Genomic DNA, 20,724 nt, shown 5'->3' with positions numbered 1-20,724 from the left:
CTCGGGGGCTGGTTTTTGTGTATAACCCCCAGCGGGGGGCCTGCTCGACATGCGCGTCGAGCAGGCCACAGTCGCTCCCTCCCGGACCGTCAGGTCTTCCCGCGCGCCGTCATCGCGCGTTGGATCAGGATGAAGGCGCAGAGCAGCACGCCCGTGGCGATCTTCGTCCACCAGGAGCTGAGCGTGCCCTCGAACTGGATGATGCTCTTGATCAGGCCGAGGACGAGCACGCCGAACAGGGTGCCCACCACATAGCCGGAGCCGCCCGTGAGCAGCGTGCCGCCGATGACGACCGCGGCGATCGCGTCGAGCTCCATGCCGGTGGCGTGCAGGGGGTCGCCGGACTGGATGTACAGGGTGAAGAGGAGGCCGGCCAGCGCCGAGCAGAAGCCGCTCACCGTGTAGACGGCGATCTTCGTGCCGCCCTGGGGAAGGCCCATCAGCATGGCCGACTGCTCGTTGCCGCCGATGGCGTACACCCGGCGTCCGAAGCGGGTGTAGTGCAGGACGTAGAAGGCCACGGCCAGGACGACCAGCGCGACGACCGCTCCGACCGACAGGAAGGCGCCGCCCAGTGACACATGGGTCTGCGCCATGCTGCTGACCGAGGCGTCGCTGATGGAGATCGACTCCTTGCTGATGACCAGGCAGAGGCCCCGGAAGAGGAAGAGCCCTGCGAGGGTCACGATGAAGGGCTGGATCTCGAAGTTGTGGATCACATAGCCCATCAGGAAGCCGCCGAAGGCGCCCACGGCCAGGGCCAGGGGGATCACGACCAGGATCGGCAGCCCCTGCCGCTCCACCATCCATGCCGTGAACATCGTCGTGAAGCCGATCACGGAGCCGACGGAGAGGTCGATGCCACCGGAGAGGATGACGAAGGTGGCTCCGGCGGCGGCGACCAGCAGGTAGCCGTTGTCGATGAACAGGTTGAGGAAGACCTGCGTTTCGGCGAAGCCGTAGTTCTGGTACCGGCTCAGACCGGTGACGTACATCGCGAGGAAGAGCACGGCCGTGACCAGGACGGGCAGCCGCCGGTCGCCGAGCAGACGCGCGGTCTTGGACACGGTACGACTGTCCGGGGCCGTACGGGCTTGGGTGGTCGCGCTCATCGCGACACCTCCATCTTGGGAGCGGCCTCGGTCACCGTGGCGGTCTCCGCCGGGCTCGCCGCCCGCGCGCGGCCCTTCGTGCCGAACACCTTGGCGCGGAACTTCGGGGACTGCAGCAGGCAGACGACGATGACGACGGCGGCCTTGAAGACCAGGTTGGTCTGGGTAGGTACGCCGATGGTGTAGATCGTGGTGGTCAGGGTCTGGATGACGAGCGCGCCGACCACCGTGCCGCCGATGGAGAACCGGCCGCCGAGGAGCGAGGTGCCGCCGATCACCACGGCGAGGATCGCGTCCAGCTCGATCCACAGACCGGCGTTGTTGCCGTCGGCGGCCGAGGTGTTGGAGCTGATCATCAGCCCCGCGATGCCCGCGCAGACCGCGCAGAACACATAGACCATGATCTTGATACGCCGGGACCTGATGCCCACGAGACGGCTTGCCTCCGCGTTGCCGCCGACCGACTCGACGAGCAGCCCGAGGGCCGTGCAGCGGGTCAGCGCGACAGTGACGGCCACGACGGCGGCCACCACGAAGATGGAGAAGGGGAGCGTCAGCCAGTAGCCGCCGCCGATCAGTTTGTACGGCTCGCTGTTGACGGTGATGATCTGGCCGTCGGCGATCAGCTGGGCGACACCGCGCCCGGCGACCATGATGATCAGCGTGGCGATGATCGGCTGGATGCCCATCCGGGCGACCAGGAAGCCGTTCCAGAGCCCGCAGACGACCGCGGCCACCAGGCCCAGGGCCAGGGCGAGCAGGACGCCGGAGAGTGCGCTCTGGTCGGCCTGGCCGCTTATGTACGAACAGGCCAGCGCGCCGCTGATCGCGACGACGGCCCCCACGGAGAGGTCGATGCCGCCGGTGGCGATGACCAGGGTCATACCGACCGCGACCAGGATGAGGGGCGAGCCGAAGAGCACGATCGAGACGAGGCTGCCGTAGAGATGGCCGTCCGTCATCCTGATCGAGAAGAAGTCCGGGGTGAAGGGGACGTTGACGAGCAGCAGGACGACCAGGGCCGTGACCGGCCAGAAGAGGTGATGGTGCGTCAGCGCCCGCCGTCGGGCAGGGGTGGTCACTGGTGTTCTCCGCTCGCGATGGTCTCCAGGATGCGACTGGGGGTGATCTCGGGCCCGTTGGCGAACCGCGCCACGAGCTTGCGGTCGCGCAGCACTCCGATGGTGTGACTGATCCGGAGCACCTCCTCCAGTTCGGCCGCGATGTACAGCACGGACATGCCTTCCTCGGAGAGCGAGACCACGAGTTTCTGGATCTCCGCTTTCGCGCCGATGTCGATGCCGCGGGTCGGTTCGTCGAGGATCAGCAGTTTCGGCTGGGTGATGAGCCAGCGCGCGAGCAGCACCTTCTGCTGGTTTCCGCCGCTGAGCCGGCCGACGCGTGCCTCCGGATCGGCGGGGCGGATGTCCAGCGCCTTGATGTATTTGGCGACGAGTTCGTCGCGCTGGGCGGCCGGGACGGGCCGGGCCCAGCCGCGCGAAGCCTGCAGGGCGAGGATGATGTTCTCCCGCACCGTCAGATCCGGTACGAGTCCCTCGGCCTTGCGGTTCTCCGAGCAGAACGCGACGCCGGCGCCGATCGCGTCGTTCGGCGCGCTCATCGGGACCGGCTTCCCGCCGATGGTGACCTTGCCGCTGTCGGGCCGGTCGGCGCCGAAGAGCAGCCGGGCGAGTTCCGTACGGCCCGAGCCGAGCAGTCCGGCGAGACCGACGACCTCGCCCTTCTTGATCTCCAGGTCGAAGGGGGCGATGGCGCCGGTCCTGCCGAGGCCGTCGGCCCGGAGCAGCGGCTCGCCCACCTCCGCGTGGAGTTGGTGGTCGTGGAGCTGCTCCAGCTGTTCCACGTCCTTGCCGATCATCAGCTGGACGAGCCCGACCTGGTCGAGGTCCCGGACCAGGTGCTCGCCGACCAGGGTGCCGTTGCGCAGCACGGTCATCCTGTCGCAGACCTCGTAGATCTGGTCGAGGAAGTGCGAGACGAAGAGAATCGCGACGCCGTGGTCCTTCAACCGCCGCATCAGGCCGAAGAGTTCGAGGACCTCGTCGCGGTCGAGGCTGGAGGTCGGCTCGTCCAGGATCAGCACCTTGGCGCCGGATCCCTCGCCGTCACTGTCGCCGGTTCCCACCGACCGTACGATCGCGACCAGTTGCTGCACGGCGAGCGGGTACGAGGACAGGGGCGCGGTCACGTCGATGTCGAGGCCGAGCCGGTCGACGAGCTCCGCAGCCTCCCGGCGCAGCCGCTTCCACTGGATGCGGCCGCCGCGGGTGGGTTCGCGTCCGATGAAGATGTTCTCCGCCACCGAGAGGTTGGGGCAGAGGTTGACCTCCTGGTAGACCGTGCTGATGCCGGCCTGCTGCGCCTGCAGCGGGCTGGCGAACTGTACCGACGTGCCATCGAGGGTGATCGTGCCGCCGTCGAGGGAGTGGACCCCGGTCAGCACCTTGATGAGCGTGGACTTCCCGGCACCGTTCTCGCCGAGCAGGGCGTGGATCTCGCCGGGGAAGAGCCGGAAGTCGACACCCGACAGAGCCCGTACCCCCGGAAACTCTTTGACTATGCCCGTCATCTCCAGGACGGGCAGCGGCTCTGCCATGGCAGCGCTCCTCATGGATCTCGTTCAGTCCCGCGGGGAGCCCCCTGGACCCCGGACCGAGAAGTTCGGTCGGTCGGGGGGGCTCCCTGCCGGTGGGGGCGGTCGGTCAGTACTTGCGGTTCGGGAGCGCGTCCTTGGCCTGGTCCTGCGTGTAGTCGCTCTCCTCGGTCTTGATCCAGCGGTCGACCTTCTCGCCGGCGTGGACCTTCTTCACGACGTCCATCAGCTGGGGGCCGAGGAGCGGGTTGCACTCGACGATGGCGTTGATCTTGCCCTCGGACATCGCGACGAAGCCGTCCTTCACGCCGTCGATCGAGACGATGAGGATGTCCTTGCCGGGCTTCTTGCCGGCCGCCTCGATCGCCTGGATGGCACCGATGGCCATGTCGTCGTTGTGCGCGAAGAGCACGTTGATGTCGGGGTCGGACTGGAGGAAGGCGGCCATGACCTGCTTGCCGCCGGCCCGGGTGAAGTCACCGGTCTGGCTGACGACGATCTTCCAGTCGTCCTTGTGCTGCCGGTCCATGACGGTCTTGAAGCCCTTGGCGCGCTCGATGGCCGGGGCGGCGCCGGTGGTTCCCTCCAGCTGGGCGATCTTCACCTCGCCCTTGTGACCGGCCTTGGCGAGCACCTTCTCCAGGATCACGGCCGCGCGCTCCCCCTCGGCGGTGAAGTCGGAGCCGACCAGTGTGACGTACAGGGACTCGTCGGAGGTCTCCACCGAGCGGTCGGTGAGGACGACCGGGATCTTCGCGGCCTTGGCCTCCTTCAGCACCGCGTCCCATCCGGTGACGACGACCGGCGAGAAGGCGATGACGTCGACCTTCTGGGCGATGTAGCTGCGGATCGCGGAGATCTGGTTCTCCTGCTTCTGCTGCGCGTCGGAGAACTTGAGGGTGTAACCCGCCTCCTTGCCCGCCTCCTTGACCGAGTCGCTGTTGGCGGTGCGCCAGCCGCTCTCCGAACCGACCTGGGAGAAGCCGAGGCTGATCGCCTTGCCGCCGCTGTCTCCGCTGCCGCCGGAGGAGGCGGACGACCCCGCGTCGTTCTTGGCGCAGGCTGTCAGGGCGCCCGCGGCCGCCACGCCGACTGCGGCGGTGAGGAAGTTACGTCTGTTGAGCATGTTCTTCTCCTTGTACTCAAGCGGACAGGCGATGAACGTCCAGCCTGCCGATCATTGTTCGAAATCTCGGACATACGGGGGTACGGGATGGGCAAGTACGGTGAGGGCGCCGCCCTCGTCAGGGTGGGTACGGGGAACTGCTGGCGCGGACGACGAGTTGGGGCTCGATGACGATCCGGGTCGCCCCGGAGGGAGCCCGACCCTCGATCAGGTCCAGCAGCAGGGTGATGCTGCGGGTGCCCACCGCCGAGAAGTCCTGGCGGACGGTGGTGAGCGGTGGGGCGAAGAACTCCGACTCCGGGATGTCGTCGAAGCCGACGACCGCCACGTCCTGAGGAGTTCGTATCCCGGCTTCGCGCAGCGCCCGCAACACCCCCAGCGCCATCTGGTCGTTGGCCACGAAGACCGCGGTCAGCCCCCTGCCCACCAGGCCGGCCAGCTCCTGGCCGGCCCGGTAGCCCGACAGCGGGCTCCAGTCCCCGCTCAGCGGGGGCGGCGCCTCGACGCCCGCCGCTTCCAGGGTCGCCCGCCACCCGGCGACCCGGTCGACCGCCTCCTGCCAGTCCCCCGGCCCGGCCAGGTGCCAGACATTGCGGTGGCCGGCGGCCAGCAGATGCCCGGTGACCAGCCGTGCGCCCAGACGCTGGTCCACGTTGACGCCGGGAATCCCCAGACCGTGTTCGCTCCCGACGGTCACCACCGGGAAGGGGTGGCGGAGTTCGGCGAGGGCGGCGACCGCCGGCTGCCCCGGGGCGATGGCGACCACCCCCTCGACCCCGCCGTCCCTGAGGTGGTCGAGGGCCTCGGAGAACGTACCGACGGTCATCTCGCGCAGACTCACGGTCGAGACGAGGTACCCCTCTGCCCGCGCCGCCTCCTCCAGCGCGAACAACGTGCTCGCCGGGCCGTAGAGCGTCGTGTTGGAGGCGATCACACCCAGCGTGCGGGTGCGCCGGGTGGCCAGCGCCCGTGCGGAGGAGTTGCGGCGGTAGCCCATCTCCTCGATCGCCCGCAGCACCTTCGCCCGCGTCTCGTCCCGCACGTTGGGGTGGCCCCCCAGCACCCGCGAAACGGTCTGGTGCGACACGCCCGCCCGTCGGGCGACATCGGCCATGGTGGGCGGCCGAACCGGGGACTGCACCTGCATCTGCACCATGGCCGCACCTCCTTGGACATCGATATGTGAACGCGGAGGTCATTGTGAGCGCTAACAATTCATGGCGGTCAAGGGGTCCTACCGAAGTGAGGGCGTCACGTTTGGGTAACGTGACGGAAGCGTGGCGGCATCTTCCGTCCTCCTCGACACGGATCCGGGCGAAGGTATTGACGCGCCCGGGGCGCGGCCCTAATTTCAGCACCGACACTTCGAACTGCGTACGAAATACCGGACGTAGGAGACGACCGACCCCAATCCCCGCCCGGGCTCGCCCCGCGTCCGGCCCACCGGTGTCAGAGACCGCCTGTGTCGCCCGCCGCTTCGATCAGCCCGTGGCGCAGCACGGCGAGCGCGAGGTTGGCCGGCGCTCCCCGACGCGTCGCCGGATAAAGGGTGTTGAGGGGCGAAACCTCGGGCCGGTGGAGCTGGACTCCGGACACCACACCACCGCTTACGTCCGGACCCCCGCCAAACTCGCCCTCGCCGACGAGAACCTGACCGTGGCCACCGGCCGGCTCTACGACAACAAGGCGATCCGCAAGGCCGTGGCAGGCGCGGACGCGGTGATCAGCGCGCTCGGACCGTCGTTGAAGCGGTCCGTGAAAGGCACCGCCATCACGGACGGCACCCGCACCATCGTCGAGGCGATGCAGGCCGAGGGCGTCACGAGGTTCATCGGCCTGGCCACTCCTTCCCTGGCCGACCCGCACGACAGGCCGCACTGGAAGCCCAAGGTCCTGCCCGTCATGGCCAAGCTCGCCTTCCCCAACGCGCTGGCCGAGCTGAAGGGCATGACCGAGGCGGTCACCTCCTCCCCGCTCGACTACACCATCGCCCGGATCACCAACCCGCTCGACAAGCCCGCCACCGGCCGCATCAAGTGCGGCTTCCTGGGCCACGACAAGGTCGGCTCGGCGATGACCCGCGCCGACATCGCCGCCTTCCTCGTCTCCCAGCTCATCGACACCCGCTACAGCCGGGCCATGCCCGCCATCAGCAACTGAAGCTGGGTTCTCAGAAACGACCCTTTCCCGGAGCGCGATCAAGAACGGTCGGCGGGAGCGGTCCGGATCGCGGATTCACTGTCACAACTTGTTCTCACTCAAAAGTGGAACCGGGCGCGTTCTGGGAAATGGTTGTGACAGTCCGGGGTCGTGACGGTCCCTCAAACCGCACTCGCGTCCGAAGCGGACGACGTCGAGCGCCACCCCTGCCCACGCTGTAACGCATCGCCAGGTTCACCCGGGCCGCTCGCGCTCCGGCGCGGTCGCCTGGACTTACCACACCGGCGCCGCCCGTGCCACCAGCGCGACCTGGTCGGTGCGAACAAGCCCTGCGGCCGCCCTCGGGCGCTGCCGCGCACCGATCCACCAGGCAAGCCCCACGCCGGGCCTACTTGCCAGGGACCGGCTTGGCGACACCGGCGTCAGGCACGGTCAAGGCGATCGAGGAGAGGAAGCCGTCGAGCATGGCGGTCTGTACGTCCTCCGGGAACCGGCCGGGGTCGAAGAGGGCCTGGACGACGAGTCCGTGGGTGAACGCGACTGCGGTGGCGGCGAGTTGTTCCGGGTCGGCGGTTGCGGGCAACTCGCCAAGCCTGCGGGCGCTTTCGAGGTGCGGGCGGATCGCGGAACGCAATCGGGTGTAGCGGTCGGCTTGTTCCGCGCCCAGCCCGTCGTCGGCGAGGGCCAGGTCCCAGGAACTGACCCAGATGCGGTTGCGGGCGGTGTCGTCCGCGGTCAGCGGCAGGATGTCCAGCAGCATGACCCGTACGGTGGCAAGGCCCTCGGTGGGGCGTTCACGGCGGGGACGTTCCGCGGTGTGCTTCTCCAGCAGGTCCAGGGCATGCGTGACCAAGGCCCGCTTGGTCGGGAAGTAGTGCATGACCATCCCGGTCGAGACGCCCATCGCGGCGGCGACGGCACGCAGAGTCAGCCCGCCGAACCCCTTGTCGGCGAGTACGTGCCACACCGCCTGGGACACGTCCTCGCGGCGGGCTTCACGGTCTCCACGTGCTGGGGGCATGCTGTTACCTTACATACCGAACGCTCGTTACGTACTGGGGATTTGAGGTATCCGTGTTCACACTGCCGCTCGGCGACCATGCTCAGCTCCGCCCCCTGGAGCCCTGGCGCGCGCAGGAGTTCCTTGCTCATATCGACCGCGCACGGCCCTACGTGGACCCTTGGATACCCTGGGCGACGTTCAGCACCGACCTCATCTCCGCAACGGCTGTCCTTCAGCGGTATGCCGACAAGCAGGCCAAGGACGCCGCTCGGATCTATGGGATCTGGCTGGAGGGCGCGCTGGTCGGCGGCGTCATGTTCACGAAGTTCGACGCCACTTCCGGGGTGTGCGAGATCGGCTGCTGGCTGGAGGCGGACGGGGAAGGACGCGGGCTGGTGACCCGGGCATGCCGGGCGCTGATCGACTGGGCCTTCAAGGAACGCGGGATGAGTCGGGTCGAATGGGTGGTCGCGGCGGGCAACACCCGCAGCATCCACGTCGCGCGCCGACTCGGGATGACCCGCGATGGTGTGCTGCGGCAGAGCTCTGTGTACCGGGGCAAGCGGCACGACAGCGAGATCTGGTCGATCCTCTCCGAGGAGTGGGGAGTACCCGTATCCGACGTCAAGGCCGAACTCGACCAGCTGATGCACACCTTCCTCGGTGCGTTCACCAACACCGGCGGCAGCAGGCCGAACGTCGGTGTTGTCCGTGACGTATTCATTCCTCACGGAATGATCATCGCGAACGTCGGGGACGAGCCCGTGATCTACGACCTCGACGCGTTCGTCGAGCCCCGGGAGAAAATCCTCACCGCCGGGACGCTGACGGAGTTCTCCGAATGGGAGGTCGCCGAGCGGACCGAAATTGCCGGGTCGATCGCGCAACGGTTCAGCGAATACCGCAAGTCCGGTTTCCTCGACGGCGAGTGGTTCGAGAGCTCCGGCCGCAAGACCACCCAGTTCGTCCGGACGCCTGCCGGCTGGAAGATGAGCTCGATGGCCTGGAATGACGTGTAAGAGGCTCCCGAACCCGCCCCGACGACCGGGCCCGCGTTGCCCGCCATTGCCCGGTCGGCCGCGCGGATCAGGACCGCCGTCATGCCGACCATGTCGCGTGTCACAGCCGGAGCTACGCACCCACAACGCTCTCACCGACCGACGTGGGCATCGCCCCCCAGCTGTCAGAGGCTGGTGAGCAGGCCGTCGAGTGGGGCTGGTACGCGGATGGGGTCGAGGGCCTCGACGAGGACGCGGCCGTAGCGGATCTTGCGCCCTTTCTTCGTGCCGAGGAAGCGCCGCAACTGCTGCTGTGATGTGCGGCCCCGCTGTGCGGGCTGACGCAGGAAGGTCTGCAGGGCGCGCAGGTCGCCCTCTGCCCGGACCAACTCCTCCACCCGTGTCACGCCCAGTGCGCGGATGAGCTCGTCCTCCAGATCCGACGCGCAGACGAAGAACGCTTGTTCTGCTGCACTGGCCCGCTCCAGGCCACGGGCGTAGAAGCGACGCTCCGCCTCGTCGCACAGTCCCGTGAGGCGGAGGCCCAGGCCGGGTGGCCCGAGGAGGCGGGCGAAACGCCCGACGCTCATCGCACCGCCCATCGGCAGGACGCAGACTCCTTCGGCCGCCAGGTTCCGGCCGCGGCTCGCGGCCAGCGCGCTGACCGCTGCGACGTCGCTCGGCCCTTCGAGCAGGACGGCTGCCCGGACGGGCAGCCGCGCGGCCAGCTCGCGCGCGGGCTCACCGGGGCCGCCGGCCGCCCACGCGGTGACCGCTTCCCGGAACGACTCCATGTCAGTCATGAGACGAGTCTCCGCCCTTCCCGCCCAGCACGGTAGGGAATTTCCGCCGTCGCACCGACGGCGGTGAGCAGTCGGGCCCGACGGTCCGAACGGGAGGAAGCTCGATCATCGCGAACGCTTGAGTGACGTCGTCCCTGCCTCTGCCGTGGACGAACGCACAAGTGTGGGGTCGCCGTGACCTGTCAGCCGATAGTCGTAGGTGCCTGTGGGCGCCGGGCACACGCCCCTGCTGTCGTAGCGAGGCTGCGCGCCGGTGGTGCGGAGCAGTCCGTCCTCGGTCCAGGCGGTGGTGGTGGCTCCGGGTCAGCCGCTCACCGGGTCCACCGCGTTACGCCAGACCCGGACGTCCACCGTGATGTAGTCGGTCGCGTCGGGTGAGGGCGCCGTACCGCGGAAGGTGACGAGACCGACGTGGCCGGTTCCGCTGATCACGCAGAGCCGGTCGCCGACGGCGAGGTCCCTGACCCATACGTACTTCTCACTGCCGGTCTGCGCCAGGCACGAATCCAGTGTCCCGGCCGCACGGGGAGCCAGGCGGGTCAGCTGGCTCCGGCTGGTGGAGCCGGGGGCCACGACGGCGCCGGAGGAGTACACGGCGTACGTGAGGTCCTCGTCGCTGGAGCCCGTGTCGGCCTTGGGCCCTACGGGGCTGTCACCCAGGTAGAGGTCGTGACTGGCCGTCATACGAAGGCCCGAGTAGCCGACGGGCACCGGCTGAGCGGGGGCGGTCGCGGTCGGCTTGCGGGAGGTGGCCGACGGCTGCGGCGCGGCAGGCTCGGCGGAGGCGGGAGGGGTGCTGCGGGACGGCGATGCGGAGGGGTGCGGCTTCCTCTCCGCCGCAGGCTTCTTCGACGCCGATGCCGAGGGCTGATCGGAGCCCGTCGGGTGCTGCTCCGCCGTCGGGCTCGCGTCAGGGCCCGGCTGTCCGCTCGCGGTGTCCTGCCCGCCGGGGCGCAGGACACCGGAGAGATAGAGGGCCCCGGTCACCGTGGCCGCCGTGAGGACGACCGCTCCACCTGCGATCAGTCCTGTACGCCTGGCGCGGCGCCGCGTCGCGGTCACGACGGGACCGGTCGGTGCGGAGTGCGCCGCGACGCCGGCACCAGAGGTGGCCGCGTACGGAGCCGACGTCGGTGCGTACTCGCCGGGGGCCCCGTACGCACCGCCGGGGAAGCCGGTCGAACCCGGTGCCGCGGGACCGGGCACTGCCGGTGTGCCGTACATGCCGCCGGGGAAGCCGCCGGCGGCCGGGGGGCCGAACACGCCGCCGGTGGCGCCTTGCCGTGGCGGTGCGACCCCCTGCCCCAAGGCACCGGGCGGGGTGACGCGCAGGGCCATCGTGTCCGGCCGGGGTGGTTCCGGCTCGCCCGCCGCGTGCTGCGCGAGCTGTCCCGCCACCGATGCCGGCAGCCAGCTGTCCGCGCGGCGCAGATCCCCCTCGGGATCGGCGGCGGCGCACAGCCGAACGACCTCGGCGGGGGTCAGTCGCCGCTGCGGCTCCTTGTGCAGGCACCCGGCAACCAACTCGGCCAGATAGTCGGGCAGTTCACCCAGCTGCGGGTCCTCGTGCACGATGCGGTACAGCACCCCGTGCGAGGGCCCGTCACCGAAGGCGCCCGAGCCCGTCGCGGCAAATGCGGCAATCTGGCCGAGCGCGAACACATCGGTCGCCCCGGTGATCTCCCCGCCGAGAGCCTGCTCAGGAGCCATGAACGCGGGAGTCCCAATGGCGGACCCACTGCGGGTGAGAGAGGTCGCGTCCACTGCGCGCGCCACCCCGAAATCGATGACACGGGGCCCGTCGACAGCGAGCAGCACGTTCGACGGCTTGAGGTCGCGGTGCACGACCCCCGCGCGGTGGATGTCCTGGAGCGCCTCGGCCACGCCCGCCGTCAGCAGCAGCACCGTCTCCCTGGGCAGCGGGCCGTGCTGCTTGACCGCGTCCGCGAGGGAGGGACCCGAAACGTATGCGGTGGCGAGCCAGGGCACGAGCCCTTCGGTGTCACTGTCGAGGACGGGTGCCGTGCACACGCCCTGCACTCGGCGCGCATTGGCGACCTCCTGCCGGAACCGGTCGCGGAAGTCGGCGTCATCGGCGAGTTCGGGACGGATCACCTTCACCGCGACGGGGCGTCCGCCGGGGGTGTGGGAGAGATAGACCCGCCCCATGCCCCCGGAGCCGAGCCGCGCCATCAGACGGTACGGCCCCACCGTGCGCGGATCGTCGTCCTGTAGCGGCTCGAACGTTCCCGAACCCGTCCCCGTACCCGTCTGCACGTTCCCGACTCCCCGTAGTGCTCTGCTTTCGTCCCACAACTCGGCAAAACACTATCGGTGTTCGCGTCGCTCGGTCTCCCCGGGCCGCCCCTGCGCGGTACAGCCAGGGAAGGCCGTTACGGCGTGATCGTGTACGCCTCACCGCATATGCAGCCGTCGCCCGCCTCGTCGGCGTTCGTCGGGTCGAGACCGGCCGTGCTCCTGCTCATGCTCCCTGAGCAAGCAGCCTTCCGGCAGCCGCCAGAATCCCATCCGAGTCGCCTGCGTGAGCGTCCTCGACGTTTCAGCGGGCCAGGAGTACCAACGTCAGCACAGCCAGGGCCGGGATCGTCTGGACGAAGAGAATCTTGCGGGACGCCGTCGCGGCACCGTACAGCCCGGCGATTGCTACGCAGGCCACGAAGAAGACTCGCACCTGGAAACCAACCGGGTCGGAGGCGAAGGCGCCCCAGAGGAGCCCAGCCGCCAGAAAGCCGTTGTACAGGCCCTGGTTGGCGGCGAGCGCCTTGGTCGAAACCGCGAACTCCTCCGTCGTGCCGAAGGCTGCTCGTGCGCGCGGGCTGGTCCACAGGAACATCTCCAGGACCAGGATGTAGACGTGCAGCAGGGCGAGCGTGACGACAGCGACCACGGCGAAGGCGTTCATGACGGCACAGTACGTCACGTCATCACCGACCAACGCTCATGCCGTAACCAGCAGATCAGCGCGCAAACCCGAAGGTGGCGGCGAGTGGCGACCGACGGGCTGCACGAGCCCTGGAGGCCCTGCGCGAACAGGCTCTCCCCTCCACTCTCGGCACGGTGGAGGGCGTGGACTACGCGGTCGCGGGCAAAAGCGCCATGCCCTACGACTCCACGGAGCAGGTGAACAGCCGGACTCCGATCGTCTTCGCGTTCGTCCTTGGCCTCGCATTTCTCCTGCTCGCAGTGACGTTCCGTTCGTGGACCATCCCGCTGGTTCCATCGTGCTCAATGGTCTTCATGACGCTGTCCGCCATCGAATACAAGATGCTGGGCCTCGGAATGGCATGCGCCATCCTCATCGAAGCCACCGTCGTGCGCGGTGTGTTGCTCCCGGCCGCGATGAACTTGCTCGGAGACCCGGGCGTGCACACTGCCGGGTCGGCGCCAACGACTCCCGGGCGCGTCTGCTTCCCCACGATCGGGCCCTGACGCCGTCACCGATCCTGTCGCTCGCGGCTCGGGCGGCGACGTCTCGAACTGATCACTCTCCTCGTCCCGGATACATATGCCAATGCCTATGCCCTGGTGCTCGTTTTGCAGTTCGTCGCGAGGCTGTCGAACCGGCAGGCCGCCGATGCGGTGCGGGTGGCGGATCGTCTGGAGACGTGCCCTCAACCTGGAGCTGACCGGTCCCAAGTTCGGCCAGGACCAAGCCGGTCAGACGCCACCGCTCTCCTGGAACACCCATAAAGGTGCACCAAAAAAGCGCATGGCCCAGACGTGTGTTTGGCTACCGGTGTGCCCCTGGCACCGATGTGGCGACCCGCTCGGCCGCCCGACAGCATGTCCAACCCGCAGCGCCCCAATGCGGGCTGTCGCCTCCCCCGACCGAGAGGTTTGCCTTGCCATGCGCGCAACCACCCTGCCCGGCGGGCCGGCGTCCCGCCGCTCCCGGCGCAGTCCGAGCCGCACCTGGCTTACCTCACTCCTGGTCATCCTCTTCCTGGTGACACCCGGGTCGCTCACGGCGGCCCAGGCCGCTCAGCCGCCGACCACCCTCAAGGTCATGACCCGCAATCTGTACTGGGGAGCCGATCTCACGCCCGTCTTCACCGCCCCCTCCCAGGGGGAGCTGCTCACCCGCGTGGACGCGGCGTTCAAGAACGTCCAGGCCACGAACTTTCCCGAGCGGGCGGAGGCACTGGCGGACGAGATCGCCGGCACCGATCCCCACCTCGTGGGTCTGCAGGAGGTCGCACTGTGGCGCAGCGGGGCTTTCGACATGAGTACTACGCCGAACGCCGACCACGTCGAGTACGACTTTCTGCAGATCCTGCTCCGTGAGCTGGCCGAGCGGGGCACGCACTACGAGGCCGTGGTTTCCCTCACCACGGGGGACTACGAGGCCCCGCGGGTCACATCCAGCGGCTTGCAGGACATCCGCCTCACCGACCGTGAGGTACTCCTGGCCCGCACCGACCTGCCCGCGAACGTCTTCTCCGTCACCCACGCGGACAAGGCTCTGTTCGACGCCCATGTGAGCGTCCCCAACCCGGTGAATTCTCAGTTGCCCGGCATCAATGTTCTGCACGGCTGGGTCTCCGTCGATGCCACCGTGCGCGGCCGCACCACCCACGTGGTCAGCACGCACCTGGAAAACCTCAGCGTCGGCGTGCAGCAAGCGCAGGCGCGGGAACTGCTCGAAGGCCCGCTCGACACCGGACTGCCCAGCGTGCTGCTGGGCGACCTCAACGCGGCTCCCGACAGCAGCACCTACCGCATTCTGGTGCCCCCCTTCACCGACGCCTGGGCCGCCACACGTCGCAACAATCCCGGCCATACCTGCTGCCAGGACGCAAACCTGCGCAACACCGAGTCCCGTCTCACGCAGCGCCTCGACTACGTGCTCTTCCGCGGCGGGTTCACCGCCTCGGTGGCCAACCGGGTCGGGGAGGACCCGGCCGACCGCATTCCGTCGGGCCTGTGGCCCTCCGACCACGCCGGCGTCTGGAGCACGCTCCACCTGCGCTGAACGAGGCTCGGTGCCCACGAGTTCAACCTCAGCAGCTGCGGCGACCAGGGTGTAGGCGTGGACCGCTGCCGGCGGTCAATCCTTCGGCATGTCGATGGAGGCGGGCGGCGCCCTGACCAGCCACTCGACGACGCGGCGGACCTTGGAGGCGGCATCGACGTCACCCAGGCGCAGTGCGGTGTTGGCGGACATGAGCACCGCATCGATCTGAAAGGCCACCAGGTCCGGATCCAGCTCGGCGGTCTGCTCGGCGGCGACGGCGTGGCGCAACTCGTCGGTGAGCAGGGTGAGCCAGGTCCTGCGGTGTTCCGCCAGCGCGTCCCGGACCGCTCCGGGGCGGCTGTCGAAGTCGGGTAGCCCGGCGGCCCAGAAGCATCCGCCCGCGAAGAGCGGGGTCTGTGTGTAGGTGAGCCAATGTTCGGTCAGCGCCCACAGCCGGGGTGCGCCCGGCGCGGCGGCTCGGGCCGGGCGCACGACCGCCTCGGTGAACTCCTCGCGCGCTGTCTCGGCTGCGGCCAGTTGCAGGTTCTCCTTGGTCCCGAACAGCGTCTGGATTCCGCTCTTGCTCAGTCCCAGGTCGGTGGCGAGGCGGCCGATAGTGAGTCCTTCCAGGCCCTTACTTTACGTGCTGGTCAGGGCCACGGGCGGCACGTTCCACGGTCCGGGGCTGCACAGCGAGGTGCTGCCCGGTGGTGCCCTGTCCGACCCCGCCGAGCGGCTCCGGATCGACCCGGCCCGCTACTACTTCCGTACGACGCCCGTCTTCGAGACGGGGGCCGAGACGTACGCATGGCTCAACGGCATCATCTGCATCGGGTCCGGCTACCTGGTCGAGGGCGGGATCGCCTACAAGGTCTCACGGGTATTGTGAGCGCCGGCCCAACCCCGGTCCTGGACCTCAGCAAGCGCCGGATGAGCGCGGTGGCAGGGCCGGTGATGGACGTGGTGCGGGGCAGGGGGACAGAGGCGAACGCAGCCCGGATCTAGGGCCTCTCGCTTGGATCATGCAGGGCTCGCGGCTGGGGTCGCAGGAGAAATTCTCCGGCGAGGTGGATTGCTTCGCGTGTGGTGCGTCCGGCGTGGTCCGCCGCGATGAAGTGGCGGCCGATCGCGAGCGCGAAGGCGAGCGTGCTTCGCGCCTCGACCTCGTCGGGGTCCGTGAGGAAGCTCCCGTACATGGCACGGAGGAAGTCCATCCGGGCGTTGTCGATCCGCCGCAGCCGTGCCGCGACCGATGGGTCGTGCCGAGCCCACTCACGGACCGCGAGATCAATCCGGTGCAGATCGTCCGAGAAGGTCAGCTGACCGGCGCGCCGGACCCTCTCCGCAGGGTCCCCGCCCTCGGACTCGACCTGCTCGAGGATGGCATGGGTGCAGCGGTCTTCCCACGCGTCGAGTATCTCGGCGAGCAGCGCGGGACGGCCGTCGAAGTACCCGTAGAAGCCGCCCTTCGTCACTCCGATTTCGGCGGCCAGAGCCTCTACTCGGACAGCATCGGGGCCGCCCCGGGCGAGGGCGTCGAGTCCCGCTTCGATCCAGCGGCCACGTGGCGTACGAGCGATGGGAGGCACCTGCTCACCTGCTCTCAGGGGTGTCGTGTCGAGCGTCTGTACGGTACCGTACAGACGCAATATATACGGTGCCGTACAGAACGAATCGAGAGGTCGAGACGTGGCACGCATCGCGAAGTCCGCCCACACCGAGCGCCCATGGCGCATCCACGAACTCACTCCTGATTTCGGAGTCGAGGACGTCTGGGCGTTCCGCACGCCCGGAGCGGGGCCCGACGACTTCCCCGCCATGCTCAAAGCGATGCAGACGTCCGGCGGGTTCGCGAGACAGACCCGGCCGGTACGGTTCTTGTTCGCCGTTCGATGGAAGCTCGGCGCACTCCTCGGCTGGGACAAACCGACGGCGGGTGTCGGTGCGCGGATCACCTCGCTCCGCGATCGCCTGCCCAGTGACCTCCGCGATGCCCGCCGGGGCCAGGACACCGACGCCATGCCCCTCAAAGCGGTCTACGAGATCGGCACGGAGTCCGCTCGCGAACTGGCGAACAAGACCGTGCACACCGTGATGCACCTCGGTTGGGTGCGGGGAGCGAACGGTGACTACGAGCTACGGATGGCCGTCCTCGTCAAGCACAACGGATGGTTCGGGCGGCTCTACATGGCCGCCATCGCGCCCTTCCGGCACCTCATCATCTATCCGGCCCTGGCCCGGCAGTGGGAGCAAGCCTGGCGTGACCGCAACGACCTTGCGGAGCAACAAGGCGAACAGAGCCGACGATGATCGCCCCGTAGGCAACTGCCGCGCCGGGCAAGCGTCCACGACGTAGCCGCTTCCCTGCCCTCCCGGTCACAGCACGAGCATCACGACGAGGGTGTCGACGACGGTGCGGACGCGTCGTGAGTCCGCAGTCCGTCTTCCATCAGCTCCGCCGCTTTCTCCACGATCTGACCCAGCGTCTCCTGGACCTCGTGCTCCTTGCTGCCGTACGGCCCATACGCAGACACGGTGAGCAGCAGATTGCCGTCCCGCATCAACAAGGTGCGACCCGGCAGTCCGCCGTCCTCGGCCGCGATCCAGTACGTCGAGTCGTCGAGCTGGGACTGCTTGTGGTTGCGGACCCGGTCCAGATCCTCCTTGACCCGGAACGCATGGAGGGCCGGCTCGACCTCCTCGTACACCCAGGCCGTCGTGCTGAGCTTCCAGTGCCGCCCGTCGGGATCGGTCACAGCGGTGAGGCAGCCCGCGTCCTGGTAGCGGGGGCGGGCCCCGTTCTCGCCGACGTCCTCCTTCGCGTCGGACTCGGCGGAGTCGGTGGTGCTCCCCACCTCGAAACCCTCGGCCAGCGGCTTCCGCTTGAGGAGATCGCAGGGCTCGCTGGTCCACTGATGAACGCCATGGACGCGACCTTCGGCCTTGCCCTTGTCTTTACCGTCTTCGTCTCCGGCGCCGGAACATCCGACGGCCCCCGCCACCAGCAGCGCCACTGCCACCGGCCCCCACCCCTGCGATCTGCCCATCGCACACCCCTTCGGTCACGGCGGGCTCATTATCGCGTGGTCGGAACCAGCGGGTAAAGATACGGCAGCAGTCAGAGCAGATCCGGAGGCATCGCCCGTGCAGTCCTCGACCCCCGCAACTGGCCCTGATGTTCCTCGCGTTGACAGTCGACGGCACACCCCTCCCCGAGTCCTGACCGACCGGGTGGGCGAAGCCCGGTGACGCGGGGCGCATGGGCAAGGGGGGCCAGGCTCCCTCGGTGGGGCGGGGGTTGTCCCTACGGTGCATGGGCGTGCTGCCGGGCTGGCTCGGCTGATCTTGAACGAGCAGGCTGGACTCATCCGGTTCGCCGGTGCAACCAGCAGGTTCTTCGAGGGAGTTCAGCCATGTCGGATCGTTCTCAGCAGCGCGCTCGTGCTCTTTCGCCGTCCGGGCGACGGCGAGGGATCGCGGCGGTGGCGGTGATCGCGGCCGCGCTGGCGGTCGGCGGCACACTGCCCTCGTCGGCGGCGCAGCCTCACGGCCCGCGTGATTCCGTACGCCAGGGGATGGAGCGGCTGGTGACCGACGGCAAGTTCCCCGCCGCACTGGCCGCCACGGTGGACCGCGAGGGGCGCACCCGCAACTACACCGCCGGAGTCGCCGACTTGACGACCAAGGCGAAGGTACCGGTCGACGGGCAAGTAAGGGCGGGCAGCAACACCAAGACCTTCACCGCCACAGTCGTCCTGCAACTGGTCGGCGAAGGCAAAATCGACCTCGACTCCCCCATCGAGACCTACCTCCCCCACCTGATACGAGGCGAAGGCATCGACGGCCGCACCATCACCGTCCGCCAACTGCTCCAGCACACAAGTGGGCTGCCCAATTACACCGACTCCATTGTCGACGCCGTCTTCGGCAAGGACCGTCACACGTACTACCAGCCCCGCACCTTGCTCGACCTGGCACAGGCCCAGAAGGCCCAGTTCGCTCCCGGCACCAGCGTGGCGTACAGCAACACCAACTACCTTGTTGCCGGGCTGCTCATCGAGAGGGTCACCGGCCGACCGCTGGCCGAACAGATCACCGAGCGCGTCATCAACCGCATCGGACTGCGCCACACCTACTTCCCCGAAGTCGGCGACGAGGGCATCCGTGAAGCCCACCCCCGCGGCTACCACGCGACGAAGCCCGGCGCACCGCTGGACGACATCACCGAGGTAGACCCCTCCTGGGGATGGGCCGCAGGGCAGCTGATCTCCACCCCCAGCGACCTGAACCGCTTCTTCTCCGCTCTCATCGACGGCAAGCTCCTCGAGCCCGCCCAACTCGCCGAGATGCGCACCACCGTCAAGGTCCCCGACGGACTGGGCTACGACCCGGGTACCCGGTTCGGACTGGGGCTGAACAGCATTCCGCTGAGCTGCGGCGGCCTCATGTGGGGCCACGGCGGTGACACCCCCGGCTACCACACGTCTCCCGGCGTCACCGATGACGGCCGCGCCGCCACGATTGCCGTCACCGCCGACCTGCCGCCGACCGAGCAGGGCTTCGCCCTTGCCGATGCCCTGCTCGACACCGCCCTCTGCAAGAAGTGACGGCCCGGCACACCGTAGCGACAGCAGACCAGTGATCTCGCACTATCCATGCGGCCGACAGGTCGCACCAGAAGGGTTTCCCATGTCCGATCGCCTTGATCAGCGCACTCGCATCACATCATCATCCAGGCCGCGGCGGGGGCGGTCGATCGCGACGGTGGCCTTCATGGCCGGCGTCCTGGCCGTGGGCAGCACGCTGCCCGCGTCCTCTGCTGCATCCGCGTCCACATCCGCTTCCGAGTCCACGTCTGCGGCGCAGGCACACGGCTCCGGTGCCGAGGCCATACGCAAGGGGATGAAGCGGCTGGTGACAGACGACAAGTACCCCGCCGCGCTGGCCGCCACGGTGGACCGCGAGGGACGCACCCGCAACTACACCGCCGGGGTCGCCGACCTCAAGACCAAGTCGAAGGTGCCGGTCGACGGACAGGTCCGGGCAGGCAGCAACACCAAACCCTTCACCGCCACAGTCGTCCTGCAACTGGTCGGCGAAGGCAAAATCGACCTCGACTCCCCCATCGAGACCTACCTCCCCCACCTCGTACGAGGCGAAGGCATCAACGGCCGCGACATCACCGTCCGCCAACTGCTCCAGCACACCAGCGGACTGCCCGAGTACAGCGACAGCATCGGCGACCTCACAGGCGAGAAGGAGCGCCACGTCTACCACCAGCCCCGCACCTTGCTCGACGTGGCGCTGACGCACAAGGCGAACTTCGCCCCCGGGACCAGTTGGTCGTACAGCAACACCAACTACGTACTGGCCGGGCTGCTCATCGAGAAGGTCACCGGCCGCCCACTGGCCGAACAGATCACCGAGCGCATCATCAACCGCATCGGACTGCGCCACACCTACTTCCCCGAAGTCGGCGACGAGGGCATCCGTGAAGCCCACCCCCGCGGCTACCACGCGACGAAGCCCGGCGCACCGCTGGACGACATCACGGAGATAGACCCCTCCTGGGCATGGGCCGCAGGGCAGCTGATCTCCACCCCCAGCGACCTGAACCGCTTCTTCTCCGCCCTGATCGACGGCAAGCTCCTCGAGCCCGCCCAGCTCACACAGATGCGCACGACCGTGCCCGCCGACCTGCTCGGGTCCGGCGTCCGGTACGGACTCGGCGTGACCAGCACCCCGTTGAGCTGCGGCGGCCTCATGTGGGGCCACGGCGGTGACATCCCCGGCTACAAGACCCGCCCCGCTGTCACCGACGACGGCAGGGCCGCCACGATCGCCGTGACGGCCAACCGGGCACCCACCCAGCAGGGTCCGGCCGACGTGCAGGCTCTCCTCGACACCGCCTTGTGCGGGTGACGACCGGTAAC

20 protein-coding genes are annotated in these 20,724 nt (G+C 68.6%); 8 read left to right on the top strand and 12 right to left on the bottom strand.

The window, feature by feature from the left end; all coding sequences use genetic code 11:
• Positions 1-89: 89 nt before the first annotated feature.
• The 5 genes from yjfF to ACFT7S_RS28070 all read right to left on the bottom strand — a co-directional run bounded on the left by yjfF (position 90) and on the right by ACFT7S_RS28070 (position 6,008).
• Entirely contained in the window at positions 90-1,112 is a 1,023-nt protein-coding gene (gene yjfF / locus ACFT7S_RS28090) for a galactofuranose ABC transporter, permease protein YjfF (protein ID WP_382736554.1), read from the bottom strand.
• Positions 1,109-2,194: an ABC transporter permease gene (locus ACFT7S_RS28085; RefSeq protein ID WP_382736552.1), complete on the bottom strand. Its 1,086-nt coding sequence runs from the start codon at positions 2,192-2,194 to the stop codon at positions 1,109-1,111. The genes yjfF and ACFT7S_RS28085 overlap by 4 nt, the downstream gene beginning before the upstream one ends.
• Positions 2,191-3,729, bottom strand: a complete 1,539-nt coding sequence (locus ACFT7S_RS28080) for a sugar ABC transporter ATP-binding protein (protein WP_382736550.1) — start codon at positions 3,727-3,729, stop codon at positions 2,191-2,193. Before ACFT7S_RS28080 ends, ACFT7S_RS28085 begins: the two co-directional genes overlap by 4 nt.
• Positions 3,730-3,835: 106 nt before the next feature.
• Complete coding sequence (locus ACFT7S_RS28075; RefSeq protein WP_382736548.1) at positions 3,836-4,852, bottom strand: ABC transporter substrate-binding protein; 1,017 nt, start codon at positions 4,850-4,852, stop codon at positions 3,836-3,838.
• Between the two features lie 118 nt (positions 4,853-4,970).
• Positions 4,971-6,008, bottom strand: coding sequence for a LacI family DNA-binding transcriptional regulator (locus ACFT7S_RS28070; RefSeq protein ID WP_382736546.1), 1,038 nt, complete (start codon positions 6,006-6,008; stop codon positions 4,971-4,973).
• A 26-nt stretch (positions 6,009-6,034) separates the two neighbouring features.
• Here ACFT7S_RS28070 and ACFT7S_RS28065 point away from each other — a divergent pair, with 26 nt between their 5' ends.
• On the top strand, positions 6,035-7,012 hold the full coding sequence (locus ACFT7S_RS28065) for an NAD(P)-dependent oxidoreductase (protein WP_382736544.1): 978 nt from the start codon (positions 6,035-6,037) through the stop codon (positions 7,010-7,012).
• Positions 7,013-7,400: 388 nt separating this feature from the next.
• Here ACFT7S_RS28065 and ACFT7S_RS28060 read toward each other — a convergent pair whose 3' ends face one another.
• Positions 7,401-8,033 (bottom strand): TetR/AcrR family transcriptional regulator, encoded by a 633-nt coding sequence (locus ACFT7S_RS28060; protein ID WP_382736542.1) that lies wholly within the window; start codon positions 8,031-8,033, stop codon positions 7,401-7,403.
• Positions 8,034-8,086: 53 nt separating this feature from the next.
• Here ACFT7S_RS28060 and ACFT7S_RS28055 point away from each other — a divergent pair, with 53 nt between their 5' ends.
• Positions 8,087-9,034, top strand: coding sequence for a GNAT family N-acetyltransferase (locus tag ACFT7S_RS28055; RefSeq protein WP_382736541.1), 948 nt, complete (start codon positions 8,087-8,089; stop codon positions 9,032-9,034).
• 164 nt (positions 9,035-9,198) lie between these two features.
• Here the strand turns inward: ACFT7S_RS28055 and ACFT7S_RS28050 are convergent, their stop codons facing one another.
• The 3 genes from ACFT7S_RS28050 to ACFT7S_RS28040 all read right to left on the bottom strand — a co-directional run bounded on the left by ACFT7S_RS28050 (position 9,199) and on the right by ACFT7S_RS28040 (position 12,739).
• Positions 9,199-9,816 (bottom strand): TOPRIM nucleotidyl transferase/hydrolase domain-containing protein, encoded by a 618-nt coding sequence (locus ACFT7S_RS28050; protein ID WP_382736539.1) that lies wholly within the window; start codon positions 9,814-9,816, stop codon positions 9,199-9,201.
• A 303-nt stretch (positions 9,817-10,119) separates the two neighbouring features.
• The gene (locus ACFT7S_RS28045) at positions 10,120-12,093 is read right to left on the bottom strand and encodes a protein kinase (protein WP_382736537.1); all 1,974 of its coding nucleotides are present in this window, start codon (positions 12,091-12,093) and stop codon (positions 10,120-10,122) included.
• 283 nt (positions 12,094-12,376) lie between these two features.
• Entirely contained in the window at positions 12,377-12,739 is a 363-nt protein-coding gene (locus ACFT7S_RS28040) for a DUF1304 domain-containing protein (protein ID WP_382736536.1), read from the bottom strand.
• A gap of 74 nt (positions 12,740-12,813) precedes the next feature.
• Here ACFT7S_RS28040 and ACFT7S_RS28035 point away from each other — a divergent pair, with 74 nt between their 5' ends.
• A complete protein-coding gene (locus tag ACFT7S_RS28035) occupies positions 12,814-13,266 on the top strand; it encodes an MMPL family transporter (RefSeq protein WP_382736534.1) in 453 nt (150 codons plus the stop codon).
• 418 nt (positions 13,267-13,684) lie between these two features.
• Positions 13,685-14,809 (top strand): endonuclease/exonuclease/phosphatase family protein, encoded by a 1,125-nt coding sequence (locus tag ACFT7S_RS28030; protein ID WP_382736532.1) that lies wholly within the window; start codon positions 13,685-13,687, stop codon positions 14,807-14,809.
• Between the two features lie 75 nt (positions 14,810-14,884).
• Here the strand turns inward: ACFT7S_RS28030 and ACFT7S_RS28025 are convergent, their stop codons facing one another.
• Positions 14,885-15,283, bottom strand: a complete 399-nt coding sequence (locus ACFT7S_RS28025; protein WP_382736530.1) for a TetR family transcriptional regulator C-terminal domain-containing protein — start codon at positions 15,281-15,283, stop codon at positions 14,885-14,887.
• 151 nt (positions 15,284-15,434) lie between these two features.
• On the opposite strand from ACFT7S_RS28025, the gene ACFT7S_RS28020 reads away from it, so the two are divergent.
• On the top strand, positions 15,435-15,680 hold the full coding sequence (locus ACFT7S_RS28020) for a DUF3237 family protein (protein ID WP_382736528.1): 246 nt from the start codon (positions 15,435-15,437) through the stop codon (positions 15,678-15,680).
• A 112-nt stretch (positions 15,681-15,792) separates the two neighbouring features.
• Here ACFT7S_RS28020 and ACFT7S_RS28015 read toward each other — a convergent pair whose 3' ends face one another.
• Entirely contained in the window at positions 15,793-16,380 is a 588-nt protein-coding gene (locus ACFT7S_RS28015; RefSeq protein WP_382736526.1) for a TetR/AcrR family transcriptional regulator, read from the bottom strand.
• 100 nt (positions 16,381-16,480) lie between these two features.
• Here ACFT7S_RS28015 and ACFT7S_RS28010 point away from each other — a divergent pair, with 100 nt between their 5' ends.
• The gene (locus tag ACFT7S_RS28010) at positions 16,481-17,101 is read left to right on the top strand and encodes a DUF2867 domain-containing protein (RefSeq protein WP_382736524.1); all 621 of its coding nucleotides are present in this window, start codon (positions 16,481-16,483) and stop codon (positions 17,099-17,101) included.
• 80 nt (positions 17,102-17,181) lie between these two features.
• Here the strand turns inward: ACFT7S_RS28010 and ACFT7S_RS28005 are convergent, their stop codons facing one another.
• Entirely contained in the window at positions 17,182-17,838 is a 657-nt protein-coding gene (locus tag ACFT7S_RS28005) for a hypothetical protein (protein WP_382736522.1), read from the bottom strand.
• Positions 17,839-18,204: 366 nt separating this feature from the next.
• On the opposite strand from ACFT7S_RS28005, the gene ACFT7S_RS28000 reads away from it, so the two are divergent.
• Positions 18,205-19,398 carry a serine hydrolase domain-containing protein gene (locus ACFT7S_RS28000; RefSeq protein WP_382736520.1) on the top strand — a complete coding sequence of 398 codons (1,194 nt, stop codon included), beginning with the start codon at positions 18,205-18,207 and terminating at the stop codon, positions 19,396-19,398.
• 166 nt (positions 19,399-19,564) lie between these two features.
• Positions 19,565-20,713, top strand: a complete 1,149-nt coding sequence (locus tag ACFT7S_RS27995; protein WP_382736518.1) for a serine hydrolase domain-containing protein — start codon at positions 19,565-19,567, stop codon at positions 20,711-20,713.
• Positions 20,714-20,724: the final 11 nt, after the last annotated feature.

It is taken from the genome of Streptomyces sp. NPDC057136 (assembly GCF_042670885.1).
Taxonomy (GTDB): Bacteria; Actinomycetota; Actinomycetes; order Streptomycetales; family Streptomycetaceae; genus Streptomyces.
This window is presented reverse-complemented; position numbering and strand designations above follow the sequence as displayed.